10 protein-coding genes are annotated in these 12,853 nt (G+C 47.9%); 6 read left to right on the top strand and 4 right to left on the bottom strand.

Annotated features, from left to right (window positions below; genetic code table 11):
- Positions 1–116: 116 nt before the first annotated feature.
- The 4 genes from HPL003_RS05815 (at position 117) to HPL003_RS05800 (ending at position 6,346) form a co-directional block, all read left to right on the top strand.
- A complete protein-coding gene (locus HPL003_RS05815; RefSeq protein WP_014278697.1) occupies positions 117–1,784 on the top strand; it encodes an ABC transporter substrate-binding protein in 1,668 nt (555 codons plus the stop codon).
- A gap of 14 nt (positions 1,785–1,798) precedes the next feature.
- Complete coding sequence (locus tag HPL003_RS05810) at positions 1,799–2,773, top strand: ABC transporter permease (RefSeq protein ID WP_014278696.1); 975 nt, start codon at positions 1,799–1,801, stop codon at positions 2,771–2,773.
- A gap of 436 nt (positions 2,774–3,209) precedes the next feature.
- A complete protein-coding gene (locus tag HPL003_RS05805; RefSeq protein ID WP_014278695.1) occupies positions 3,210–4,133 on the top strand; it encodes a carbohydrate ABC transporter permease in 924 nt (307 codons plus the stop codon).
- Between the two features lie 47 nt (positions 4,134–4,180).
- Positions 4,181–6,346, top strand: coding sequence for an endo-1,4-beta-xylanase (locus HPL003_RS05800; protein WP_085979680.1), 2,166 nt, complete (start codon positions 4,181–4,183; stop codon positions 6,344–6,346).
- Positions 6,347–6,467: 121 nt separating this feature from the next.
- Here the strand turns inward: HPL003_RS05800 and hxlB are convergent, their stop codons facing one another.
- Both hxlB and hxlA read right to left on the bottom strand, forming a co-directional pair.
- On the bottom strand, positions 6,468–7,025 hold the full coding sequence (gene hxlB / locus HPL003_RS05795; protein WP_014278693.1) for a 6-phospho-3-hexuloisomerase: 558 nt from the start codon (positions 7,023–7,025) through the stop codon (positions 6,468–6,470).
- A gap of 5 nt (positions 7,026–7,030) precedes the next feature.
- Positions 7,031–7,666: a 3-hexulose-6-phosphate synthase gene (hxlA, locus tag HPL003_RS05790; protein ID WP_014278692.1), complete on the bottom strand. Its 636-nt coding sequence runs from the start codon at positions 7,664–7,666 to the stop codon at positions 7,031–7,033.
- A gap of 433 nt (positions 7,667–8,099) precedes the next feature.
- Between hxlA and HPL003_RS05785 the strand changes: the two genes are divergently transcribed.
- Positions 8,100–8,975: a hypothetical protein gene (locus HPL003_RS05785; protein ID WP_014278691.1), complete on the top strand. Its 876-nt coding sequence runs from the start codon at positions 8,100–8,102 to the stop codon at positions 8,973–8,975.
- A 195-nt stretch (positions 8,976–9,170) separates the two neighbouring features.
- Here the strand turns inward: HPL003_RS05785 and HPL003_RS05780 are convergent, their stop codons facing one another.
- Both HPL003_RS05780 and pepT read right to left on the bottom strand, forming a co-directional pair.
- On the bottom strand, positions 9,171–10,007 hold the full coding sequence (locus tag HPL003_RS05780) for a methyl-accepting chemotaxis protein (RefSeq protein WP_043922312.1): 837 nt from the start codon (positions 10,005–10,007) through the stop codon (positions 9,171–9,173).
- Positions 10,008–10,205: 198 nt separating this feature from the next.
- On the bottom strand, positions 10,206–11,441 hold the full coding sequence (pepT, locus tag HPL003_RS05775; protein ID WP_014278689.1) for a peptidase T: 1,236 nt from the start codon (positions 11,439–11,441) through the stop codon (positions 10,206–10,208).
- 201 nt (positions 11,442–11,642) lie between these two features.
- On the opposite strand from pepT, the gene HPL003_RS05770 reads away from it, so the two are divergent.
- Positions 11,643–12,707, top strand: a complete 1,065-nt coding sequence (locus tag HPL003_RS05770) for a LacI family DNA-binding transcriptional regulator (protein ID WP_014278688.1) — start codon at positions 11,643–11,645, stop codon at positions 12,705–12,707.
- Positions 12,708–12,853: the final 146 nt, after the last annotated feature.

Genomic DNA, 12,853 nt, shown 5'->3' with positions numbered 1-12,853 from the left:
AAGTAACACCTTTAGATTGGCGGGTGATCGAAGTTCATGGCATTTTATAAAATGAAAGTGCTTACAATTTGATATCCACGTTAACCGACAAAGAGGCCGAAAGGGGATTATCTGGTATGGCAAGCAAAAGATTCGGAACAATGGGCCTGGTATTCATCATGATGGTATCTATGATCACTGCCTGCTCAGGGAGTGTGGGTAAGGATCCAGCGTTAAAAGATAGCAATGAGAAGGTCACATTCACGTATTTTAATGCCACTGCGGGGAGGGACATCAATACCAATGAAACGCGGATCGGCAAAATTCTGGAGGATCAGACAGGAGTAAACTGGAAGCTGGAGCATTTGGTGGGAGACTCCAATACGAAAATCGGTACGTTCATTGCCAGTAACGATTTCCCGGACGTGATTGTACCGGACGGCACAATCGATAAGCTGCTGGATGCAGGAGCCTTTATTCCGCTAAATGATTTGATTGATAAATATGGTCCGAATATTAAACGTGTATACGGACCGTATTACAACCTGATGAAGGCGCAGGATGGGAATATCTATTTCCTTCCACTCAGTGCAGTGGTAGGTGACTATTTGCCCGCGCCTAACGTGGAGCAGGGAGCTTTTTGGGTACAGCGCAGGGTGTTGAAGGAGGCGGGATATCCAAAAATAAAAACGCTCGACGAGTATTTGACCCTGATTCGCAACTATGTGAAAAAGCATGCAGACGAGGGCTTGACCGGGTACTTGGCGTTAACCACACAGGATAGATTTTATGCTCTTACGAACGCGCCGATGCATCTGGCAGGGTATCCTAACGATGGCGGCACGATAATTGATATGAAATCGCATCAGGCCACGGATTATGGGGATGAGGAAATTACGAAGCGGTATCTCAAAGAGCTGAATCAGCTCAATGCAGAGGGCCTGTTCGACAAAGCATCCTTTGTGGACAATTACGATCAATATTTGGGGAAGCTGACCTCGGGCAAGGTGCTGGGCTTCTTCGACTACCGCTGGCAGGCGGGGCAGGCTCTAAATAACCTGCAGGAGGCTTCCAAACAATCGGGCAATGATGATATGGAATATATAGGGCTACCTGTTGTATACGACAAGAATATAAAGGATCAGTACATTGATCCGTCGTCATTCGTTAATAACCGAGGCATTGGAATTACGGTCAGTGCCAAGGACCCGGTACGTATCATCAAGTTTTTTGACAACCTGCTGACCGATGAAAACCAGGTGTTATCCAACTGGGGGGTCAAGGGCGAAACCTATGATGTAGATAAAAAAGGGCGCTTTTATCGGACCAAGGAACAAATTAAGCAGACGGGTCAGGATGCGTTCCGTGAATCATTCGGATTCAAATATTTTGAATACAGTTGGCCGCGATACGGTAGTGGTTCTACCCTGCCTGACGGCAACTCGGTTGGCCCCGGACGGCAGCCTGAGGTTGCGCGTATGTCCTATACCGAGGGCGATAAAATGTTGCTAAAAGCGTATGGTGTTAAGTCCTTCTCGCAAATGTTTTCCGCACCTGACGAGCGTCCATGGTACCCGGCTTGGAGCATCCCGATTGTCCAAGGCTCACCGGCGCAGCTCTTCCAGCAAAAGAAGGGCGACCTGCAACGCAAATATTTCCCACGTATAGTGCTGTCTGCACCGGGGCAGTTTGAGTCGATTTGGAATGAATACACTACTGAATTCAACAAGCTGGATGTGAAGGAGTATGAGGAGCTGATTACAAAGGAGGTTGTCAAAAAAATCGAAACTGCTGGTAAAAAATAAAGGAGGAAGCAGCTATGGGCCACACGACACCTGTCACGATCTCACAGAGCCATTTGCCGCCCTCACGGCGAAACGGCTTTAGAGGATTTATGCACAAGCTGAACCAGCAGCGGGCACTGGTATGGATGTCCATCCCTTTTTTAATCTGGTTGTTTATTTTCAAATATTTGCCTATCTGGGGCTGGACGATTGCTTTTCAGGATTTTAAGCCTGCCCGTAAGCTGCTCGATCAGCAGTGGGTTGGGTTGAAGCATTTCCGTTTTCTGTTTCAGGATGAACACTTTCTGCGGGTGATGCGCAATACGCTGGCGATGAGCTTCATTAATCTGGTGCTGGGCTTTGTAACTGCTATAATATTGGCAATTTTGCTGAATGAGCTTCGTCAGATCGTATTCAAGCGAGTGGTGCAGACGATCAGCTACTTGCCGCATTTTATTTCGTGGGTGGTCGCGGCGAGCATTATCAGTACGGCGCTGTCTGCGGATGGCGGCATTGTCAATGAGGTGCTGATGTGGCTGGGGCTGATCAAGGAGCCTATCCTGTGGCTGGGCGAGGGAAGCTATTTTTGGGGCATTCTCGGTGCATCGGAAGTATGGAAAAATGTCGGCTGGAACACCATCATTTATTTGGCTGCGATGACGATGATTGATCCCTCGCAATATGAAGCGGCTGAGATGGATGGAGCCGGACGTTTTCAGTGGATTTGGCATGTGACCTTGCCAGGATTAAAGCCTGTGTTCATCATCCTGCTCATTATGAATATCGGCAATCTGCTGGAATCGGGCTTTGAGCCGCAATATTTATTGGGTAACGGCATGAACGTGGATTACTCGGAAAACCTGGATATTTTTGTGCTGAAATATGGTATTCAGATGGGCAACTTCTCGCTTTCGATTGCTGCCGGGATGTTTAAAACAGTAGTCAGCTTTATTTTACTGTTTAGCGCCAATCATATTGCGAAGCGGTTAGGGGAGGAGAGATTGTTCTGAGAAAAGAGTGAGTTACGGGGGGAGAAGGTCGCTCCGCGTGCAGATTGTTCTTCCGATCGCTGTTACCCCCGGATTCCTTTTTATCATAAAACATTAGAGGTTGGAATCCGGGGATAAAGGCGAACGCTGCCGCTTCTTCAGAACAATTCTGCCCGCTCCGCTGCTCCCCGCCGTAAAGTCACTCTTTTATAGAACTGAGGGTAGTGGCAGGGGAGAGCTTGATGGAAGGCGCGTGGCTCGCGCTTCCTTGGGTAACTGCGTCATGATGGCTGGCTTAGCTTCGCTATCGCCATCGGAGGGTATTTTTAGGATTTAGCTGGTGGGGGCGATAGCAGAAGGCGCTTGTTCATGCATGCTATAGGTGCAGGTCAGTGGATTTTTAGCAGGCCGCTTCGCGGACCTTATCAGGACCTTTTTTAGAAAGGAGCGAAAGTCAATGGGCAAAGGGAAGATCTTACATGGGCGGTTTCGGGCGCCCTCGGATCGGATTTTTGATGCGTGCAATATGGTATTTATGCTGTGTCTGATGGTGTTCACGCTGTATCCATTTTTGAATACGCTGGCGGTTTCGCTGAATGAAGCGAATGATTCGATTCGGGGTGGTATTTATTTGTGGCCGCGTGAATTTACGTGGAGTAATTACGAATTTGTATTCAAGGAAGCGACGATTTTCCATGCCACGTTGATTTCTGTGCTGCGTACGGTTGCAGGTATGGTAACCTCGGTGTTTTGTTGTGCAATGGTGGCGTATACGATCAGCCGGCCGGAGTATGTGCTGCGCAAATTTGTCTCGATTGCTTTTATATTGACGATGTATTTTAACGGTGGATTGATTCCAAACTTTCTCCTGATTCGTGAGCTGGGGATGCTTGGAAGCTTCTGGGTGTATATCGTGCCTGGGCTGATCGGGGTGTTCAATGTGATTGTAATTCGCTCCTTTATTGAGGGCTTACCGGAAGGGATCTTGGAGTCGGCGCGTATAGATGGGGCGGGGGAGTTTGCGACTTTTATGCGTATCGTTTTGCCGCTATGTGTCCCGGTGCTGGCAACGGTGTCGCTGTTCACGGCAGTAGCGCAATGGAACTCCTGGTTCGATGTATTTTTGTACAATTCGTCGTATGAGCAGTGGAGTACCCTCCAGTATGAGCTGATGAAAATATTGCAAAATTCCAACACGTCCGTGAACGCTCAGGATTATGCCAGCCAATTCGCAGGCTCGGAAAATCTGGCGAAGGCGGTTACTCCTACCTCCATTCGTGCCACGATGACAATTGTGGCGTCTGTGCCTATTATTTTGGTCTATCCATTTTTGCAGAAATATTTTGTGAAGGGTATGACTTTGGGCGGTGTCAAGGGATAAGCAAGGACCGGAAATGTGTGAAACTCGCTTTCTTATATTTTGAAAATATGGGCGTAGGAGGGATTGCGTTGAGGTCATTTTTGTATAAATCTTTGGGTCTGGTGCTGGTCGGGGTGTTGTTATTGCCAGTGGGGTGGTGGGGGCTGTCTGTAGCGGAGGCGACTCCAACTGTGGAACATTCCCAGTCAGTTGCGGATACGGTTCTGTCGACGGGGAGCGTGAATAAGACCATCGGGACGTATGGATTTGAGCAAGGCAACGTTGAGGGCTGGAAGCCTCGGGGGACTTATACCCAAATCGCAACCGTCTCAGAAGCTGCATATGGCGGCGTACACAGCCTGAAGGTAACCGCTCGCACGGAGGTTTGGAACGGTGCGGAGCTGGATGTGAAGTCGCTGTTGCAGCCGGGTGTGGAATATGAGATTAGCGGCTATGTGAAGCAGGACGGTAATTCTACGACGCCGAGCGTGATTAAGTTTACGGTGGAGCAGCAGCCGACAGGCGGGGCCACGACATGGAAGACGGTTGCGCAGACAGAGACGACGGATACATCGTGGGCCAAACTTCAAGGGACATATACATTCACCGGGGGGATGGATACATTGAAGTTGTATGTGGAAAGCTCGAATCCTGCACAGGCCTATTATCTGGATGAGGTGGAAATCAGGCAGGTGTCGGAGACACCAACCACTCCCCCAACGGAGCCGACAAGTGGTATCGAATCCAGATTTGAAGATGGTACGGCTCAAGGCTGGGTATCCCGTATGGGCACCGAGACGGTGCAGGTGTCGAATGCCGATGCACGAACCGGATCGTACAGTCTGTTGACGACAGGCAGACAACAAACATATGCCGGGCCAAAGCTGGACGTGACTGCTACAGTGCAAAAAGGCAGCCGTTACACGGTCAGCGCTTGGGTAAAGCTGGCACCGGGCGAGCAGCAGCCTGCCAAGGTGCGCCTCAGCGTACAGCGCGATCATCAAGGTGAAAGTACGTATGAAACTGTGGTAGGCAACACGGCCATCACGACTGGGGGATGGACGCATTTGTACGGAACGTATACTCTCGCGCATGAGGCAGACACCGTCTCTATGTATTTGGAAACGCCAGAAGGTACGGCTTCCTTTTACATGGATGATTTCGAGCTGTCGCTTGTGCCGCCGTTGGCTATTGAGAAGGACATTCCCTCTTTGCATGGATTGTATCAGGGACAGTTCAGCATCGGTACGGCTATTGAAGCTTTCCAGACAGAAGGGGCTTACGGGGAGCTGGTGCAGAAGCATTTTAACAGCGTCGTCGCCGGAAATGCGATGAAGCCGATCTCCTTGCAGCCGTCCGAAGGACAGTTCCATTGGGAAGAAGCAGACCGGATTGTGCAATTTGCCCAGCAGCATGGGATTGCTATCCGTTTCCATACACTGGTGTGGCATAACCAGACCGGCGATTGGATGTTTAAGGATAAGAATGGACAGCCGATGACGCCGACCGCGGAAAATAAAAAGCTTTTGCTGGATCGGCTGGAGACGCATATTCGTGCTGTTGCAGCCCGTTATAAAAATGTAATCACCGATTGGGATGTGGTGAATGAAGTCATTGATCCCGACCAGCCGGACGGTATGCGCCGCAGCAAGTGGTATCAGATTACCGGCACGGATTATATTGACAAAGCATTCCGTGTCACGAGGGAAGCGGCGGGTCCGAACGCCCGGCTGTACATTAACGATTACAACACGCATGAACCGAAGAAACGGGATTTTCTGTACAATTTGGTGCGTGATTTACTCGCTAAAGGCGTACCGATCGATGGCGTAGGTCACCAATCGCATATCCGCCTGGAGTTCCCTGCTATTGACGAGATGGAGCAGTCTATTGAAAAGTTTGCTTCGCTCGGCCTGGATAATCAGATCACGGAGCTGGATATGGGCCTGTATTCTAATGATACAGACCACTACGAAACGATACCTGAAGCCATGCTGATCCGGCAGGCTCACCGCTATCGGGCGTTGTTCGATATGTTTTCCCGACAGCAGGAGCATATCAGTAATGTGACGATTTGGGGTACGGATGATGGAAATACGTGGCTCAGTATGTTCCCGATTGCCCGGCTGGATAAGCCGCTGCTGTTCGACGAACGGTTAAAGGCCAAATATGCCTATTGGGCGCTTGTTGACCCGTCCAAAGTACCGCCGCTGCCAGCGGGGAGCAACGAATAGCAACATAGGTATGGATTACACGTGGAAATCATTTCTATACACCAAAAAGGCAGGCCGCCTCTGACATGCCACAAGGACATGCGAAGGACGATCTGCCTTTTACTGTAAAATAATACGATCTCTACTCCAGATTGGCGTGTTGACCAAACATAGATTCAGAAGTCAGCTTGCGTAGCTCCATCGTTCTGAGCACCAATGCATCGCCATACAGCAGCAAGGTTTGCTCAAATAGTGAACCCATGGGCTGAATGGTTTGGTAATCCTTGTTGGATGGATCCTTGGGTGCGCCCGGAAGCCTGACGATAATATCAGCCAGCTTGCCAATGGTCGATCCAGGGGAGGTGGTCAGAAGTGCCAGAGAAGCCCCCAGCTTTTTCGTCTTTTCTGCCATCGAGGTCAAACTTTTGGTTTCACCAGAGCCTGAACCGATAATCAGCAAGTCACCTTCGCCCAAACCTGGAGTTACTGTTTCCCCGACCACATAAGCCTGAACACCCATATGCATCAGCCGCATCGCCAGCGAACGGATCATGAATCCAGAACGGCCTGCGCCTGCGACGAACACCTTATTCGCTGAGGTAATGGACTGGATCAGTTGCTCTGATTCCTCATCATTGATTAGCTGTGGAACCAATTGCAGTTCCTTGAGCACCTCGGATAAATATTGAGAGGTTTCCATTGGAATTAACCTTGTTTAATGAGCTGCTGCATTTCGGAAGCAACGGCCTTTTTGTCGTCCTCACCAGTGATCCCGCCGCCAACAATAACCAGATCCGGTTGAGCCTTAACCACCTCAGCCAATGTGCTCAGCTTAATGCCGCCAGCAACCGCTGTTTTGGAGTTTTTCACGACTTTTTTAACCGTTTGCAGTGCTTCGAACGGGCTTTGTCCTTCAGCTTGCAGATCGTAGCCTGTATGCACGCAGATGTAGTCTACGCCGAGAGCATCGATTTCTTTCGCACGTTGCTCCAGGTTTTTAACACCGATCATGTCCACCAGGATTTTTTTGCCGCCTTGTTTTTTCGCTTCTTCTACCGCACCTTTGATCGTTGCATCTTCAGCTACAGCCAGAATCGTAACGATATCTGCGCCAGCTTCGGAAGCTTTCATCACTTCGTAACCGCCTGCATCCATCACTTTCAGGTCAGCCAGCACTTTCAGATTCGGGAATGCTTCTTTCATTGCTTTTACCGCATGAAGTCCTTCATTAATGACAATCGGCGTACCGATTTCTACGATGTCAATATATGATTCTACTTCTTTTACCAATGCAATGCCTTGCGGGATATCTACTAAGTCTAAAGCTAATTGAAGTTCCATGTTATTAACTTCACTCCTTTAGTGAGTTTGTATTGGATGAACAGGTACATGCTCTGTTGAGTGCTGTGAATACTTTGGTTTCATGCACAGGTTTGATTGTAAGCCCCCGGTATCCGATTGAAAAGTACGCACTAATTCGTAACGTAGTTACCCTGAGGATACTATGACTTCTTTTTGGCCTCCTTTGGGAGGGCCTGATCCACGTCTTTGTTATGGATTATTTCTACAGCATGATTCATTTATTCATCGGCTATAAACCATACACGACAATGTTAGGTTGCAAAAGAAACTGCATATCTATGATTGAATTGACTTCAAGTTAGGTTTTGTCTATATTTGTAATATACTGGTATGCGAAAGAAATGACAACGCGGATGCTCCTGATGAGAATACATGGGTAAACGTCATTTTCAGGATAGGGAGGCGGGTTTTAGTGGAAGAGGTCCTGAATCAAAGGGAAGCTATTTATTTGTTGTCGGACAGCCACGAACTCGACAAGGCTTGTGAGTTGTTTAGAATCAGCTACACACATAACGATTGGGATGAAGCCAACAAGGTTGCAGACTATCTGCATGCTTTGGCTAAAAGCCTGTATCACATCCAACTGAGAAATGCTGCGGACGGCAAGCACGAGACATTGAATACCAAACATCCATTGGTATTTTATTATGCATACAGTTATTTGGCTAAATCTATTTATTTTCAGAATAAGGGTAAGTATCAAGAAGCCAGAGAATATATTATGAAGTACGGCGAAATGGGTTGGTTTATGGGGCTGGATGAGAGCGGCCATGAAGAAGTAGAAAGATTTCGTTTTCTCGCCAAAGCCAACCTGTACACGATCGAATTGCTTTCGGGAAAACGGGAACTTCTGCCCGAATATGTTCAATTTCTTCATGCCAATGATGAGGAACTGCTTCCGGGATTGGTCGGTATTGCCGAAGCAGCTAATTTGAATAATTGGAATATTGACGATCTGCTGAATGATTTTGCCCACGATATTGAGATATTTGAAGGTTATGAAGATAGAGGAAACCGCGTATATTATGTAAAGCTGGTTAACCAATTAGCCATTTATTATTTCAAACAGGGGCAATACACCGTTGCGTTAAATTATGTCCTTGCTTCTCTGAAATCCTCTGTTAGTGCAGAAACAGATGGCGATTTCAGGACACTGGTCGCTCTGTTTGAGGCTTATCGAGATTTGGCAACATCGTCACAGCAAGAGCAATATCAAACCATTTTATTAAGGGGGCTTCATAATGAAAAAGGCTTTAATCTCGGTAACTATGGTCTTGGTGTTTCTTAGTATTGTGATTCCGGCGGGAACTATACTGGGTGAGCTAGACCCCGTGAATCCTGCCAATCATGGGGTGTTCTCTGTTACTGTTTAAACTTGATTGGATGGATCAGTCCCGGCAGGGATTTTGTAAATAAAGGGAGCGTACTTTAACGCATGTGAAATGATGCGATAAGTGGCTCCCTTTTTCATGTGTAAACTATGTTATTTTACGATATAGGAGGTCAGGTTCTTCGCCAGATGCTGCATCGTTTCACTCGCTTGTTGCATACGCTCCATTATTTCGGTAAAAGAGTTTACGAGAGTCGCCTGCTCCTGAGAGGAGGAAACGATTTGACCAATTTCCTGCTCCATCTGATGAATGGAGTTCTGTACATCCTTGAGAGCTCCTTCAATATCAACCGTCGCTTTTTTGGATTCTACTGATAGCTTGCGCACCTCTTGAGCCACGATGCCAAAGCCTGCTCCCGCTTCGCCGACACGTGCGGCTTCAATAGCTGCATTCAGTCCCAACAGGTTGGTTTGCTCTGAGATTTCCTTGATGAATACAGCTACTTGATTGATCTTTCCCGAATTTTGCACGGCAATTTGGGTGTTCTTCAAAATCTGCTCACTGGTAGCCTGTAGCTCCTCGGAATGCGCTGCTATATGCTGCACCATATCAATGAGATGCTCAGTGATGGAAAGGTTCTCAGTGACGATTTGGTCCAGTTGATTTTTGTTAGTTAAATTATAGGAGGCCGCAAATGCCGCAACGACTTCATCCTTTTCGTCAAACACAGGAATACAGACCATATCAAGAGGGAATCCCAGCAGTTCAGCAGGAATGTGGGTCAGGCTGGGCTCATGTCCATTTTTAAGCATGGCAAAGTTTTTGTAGCCCTCGAGCAGCTCTGAGCCAACTTCAAAGCCGAGCTCCATACCCTCCGACTCGCTATAAGCCAGAACATGAGTACGGTCAAAGAGGCAAAGGGTTACTTTCTCACGCATAATCTGTTGTATGTAGGGAATTGCTGCAATTAATGCATCTACTGTATTCAAATAGATTACCTACCTTTCTTTACTAAATATATTTTTTATAGCTTTGTATTCATTGTCGGTCTTTAGAGTGATAAAAGTTATAAAAGTATTGGGAATTTTAACGAGTATGAGAGTTTCAGAAAAAAAGCACACCGTTTCCAGCAAGGAAACGGTGTGCCTTTTCGTTTTATGATGATGCACAAGCTTCTTGTAATCGGTTCACTCGCCGCGCTGTTCGAATAATTGTACGATTTCGACAATGACCTTGGTTGCAAGCACCATGTTGTCCACAGATACATACTCGAATTTGCCGTGGTAGTTCTCCCCACCTGTAAAGATGTTCGGTGTAGGCAGTCCCATATAGGACAGTTGTGAACCATCTGTACCGCCGCGAATTGGCTTGATGATCGGATCAATTCCCAGCTTTGTCATCGCTTCATGGGCAACATCCACGATGTGCTTGACGGGCTCGATTTTCGCCTTCATGTTGTAATACTGATCTCTCAGCTCCAGAACGATACGGTTTTCCCCATATGCGGCTTGCAGCTCTTTTACCACGTTTGTTAAGTAAGCCTTTCGGTTTTCAAAGCTTTCACGATCAAAATCACGGATGATATAGTACAGTTTGGCTTGTTCTACTGTACCCTCAAATTCCAGCAAATGATAAAAACCATCGTATCCGTCCGTGTGTTCCGGAGCTTCATTCGCAGGCAATTGTCCGTTCAGCTCCATGGCAATTTTGACGGCGTTAATCATTTTGTTTTTGGCTGTACCAGGATGGACATTGACACCGTGAATGGTAATATGGGCGGCTGCGGCGTTGAAGCTTTCATATTCCAGTTCTCCGAGCGGTCCGCCATCCACCGTATAGGCATATTGGGCACCAAAAGCAGCTATATCAAACCGTTCCGGTCCTCTTCCAATCTCCTCGTCCGGTGTAAATGCGACGCGAATCTTACCATGCGGGATCTCCGGGTGATCCAGCAGATAATGTATGGCTGTCATGATTTCTGCGATCCCGGCTTTGTTATCTGCACCAAGCAATGTGGTACCGTCCGTCGTGATCAGGGTATGACCTTTATATTGAGGCAGCTCGGGGAACTCGCGTGGAGAAAGGTTCACACCCAGCGACGCATTCAGCGTGATGTCGCCCCCATCATAGTTTTCCGTCAGTTGGGGCTTTACCCCTGCGCCTGTCATTTCGGTAGCGGTATCGAGATGGGCCAAAAAGCCGATAACCGGGACTTCTTTATCCGTATTGGAAGGAAGGGTTGCCATGACATAACCGTTGTCATCCATCGTCACGTCCGTCATACCAATGGCTTTCAGTTCGTTGACCAGCAAGTTGCCCAGTGTGAGCTGTCCGGGTGTGGTCGGGCAAGTGCTGCTGCTTTCATCGGATTGGGTATCTACCTGAACATAAGTGGTCAGGCGTTCAATCAGTTCCTGTTTCATGCGTATATCCTCCTTGGTGTCATTACTGATAAGATGGGAGTTCTGTAAAACTCTAATGATATGTATTTTATCATGATTAGGCTTATATATGAAAAAAATGGATTGAGTTTTTCAGATGACGGGTTGTGTTACATGGGTACGACGAGTAAGATAACAGTAAAAGAACGTAAAAATGAAGTAAAACGATTAAAGGAGTCTGCAATGCCTACGTTAAAAGATATCGCTCAGGAGGCAGAGGTTTCTATATCTACGGTCTCCCGAGTATTGAATTATGATGAAACACTGTCAGTGTCAGAGGAAACGCGGCGTAAAATTTTTGAAGTTGCCGAACGGATGAAATATACGACTGTTAAACGTAAAAATGGCGGTATCGGCCGTCAGCCCCGCAAAAAGGCAGAGGGGCCCATCCGACTGGGGATGGTGCACTGGTTGAGTGCGTATGAGGAATTAGAAGACCCTTACTATTTGTCCATCCGTTTTGGCGTGGAAAAAGAATGCCGACAAAGCGGAGCGCAGCTGGAGCGTATTTTCAGACGGGAAGATCTGGCCACACTGAAGACGTTATCTGAAGGGGTGCACGGGCTAATCGTGCTGGGGCATTTTAGCAGCAGAGAGGTAGAGCGTATGCTGGAGCTGCCCGTTCCTTGTGTCTTTCTGGATCACCCAGTGGAGCGCATGGGTGCGGACTATGTCGTCATTGACCTCGCGCGTGCTGCGGCTGACGCGCTCGATTATATGATGGACGCGGGTCATCGTCATATTGGATATGTGGGCATGGGGCAGGATGAGCAAGCCTATGATTCTGAACGGACAGTGCTGGATGCCCGCTATGAGACCTTCTTGCAGTACAAGGAGCAGCACGGATTATGCACATCGGATGATGTTCATGTGTGCGACGGAACGGCGGCAGGAGGCTTCCGGGCAATGGAAGCGGCAATTTTGGCAGGGACAGAGAACCTGCCTACAGCCTTCTTTGTTGCGAGCGATTCGGTGGCGATTGGCGTATTAAAGGCGCTGGAGCAGCATCAAATCGCCGTCCCTGAACGTATTTCAATCGTCGGCTTCAATGATATTCCGACAGCGGAATATTTGTCACCGTCGCTGACGACGGTCAAGACGTATACCGAATTGATGGGAGAAACGGGCGTTCAGCTCTTGCTGCATACGGTGCGCAACGGTCCGAATGAGGTCGGTCGCAAGGTCACCATTCCGACCGAGCTGATGATTCGTAACAGCAGTGGGCCGCCATTTACCGATTCGATATAGAATGTGCTGCATTGTAATTTCATGATTTTCACAGCTCCGGATGCCGGGGCTGTTTTTTGTATGGACAGTTGAAAAAACGGAATTGACAAATGCTTTGTAAATGCTTACATTAAAATTATATTTATTTTACTAAGTTTTACTCGTTA

Source organism: Paenibacillus terrae HPL-003 (assembly GCF_000235585.1).
GTDB lineage: Bacteria > Bacillota > Bacilli > Paenibacillales > Paenibacillaceae > Paenibacillus > Paenibacillus terrae_B.
This window is presented reverse-complemented; position numbering and strand designations above follow the sequence as displayed.

Bases quoted from the DNA above. Each gene is read 5' to 3' on its own strand.
- HPL003_RS05815 (WP_014278697.1), top strand. From the start codon at position 117: ATGGCAAGCAAAAGATTCGGAACAATGGGCCTGGTATTCATCATGATG.
- HPL003_RS05810 (WP_014278696.1), top strand. From the start codon at position 1,799: ATGGGCCACACGACACCTGTCACGATCTCACAGAGCCATTTGCCGCCC.
- HPL003_RS05805 (WP_014278695.1), top strand. From the start codon at position 3,210: ATGGGCAAAGGGAAGATCTTACATGGGCGGTTTCGGGCGCCCTCGGAT.
- HPL003_RS05800 (WP_085979680.1), top strand. From the start codon at position 4,181: ATGGGCGTAGGAGGGATTGCGTTGAGGTCATTTTTGTATAAATCTTTG.
- hxlB (WP_014278693.1), bottom strand. From the start codon at position 7,025: ATGGAAACCTCTCAATATTTATCCGAGGTGCTCAAGGAACTGCAATTG.
- hxlA (WP_014278692.1), bottom strand. From the start codon at position 7,666: ATGGAACTTCAATTAGCTTTAGACTTAGTAGATATCCCGCAAGGCATT.
- pepT (WP_014278689.1), bottom strand. From the start codon at position 11,441: ATGAAACAGGAACTGATTGAACGCCTGACCACTTATGTTCAGGTAGAT.
- HPL003_RS05770 (WP_014278688.1), top strand. From the start codon at position 11,643: ATGCCTACGTTAAAAGATATCGCTCAGGAGGCAGAGGTTTCTATATCT.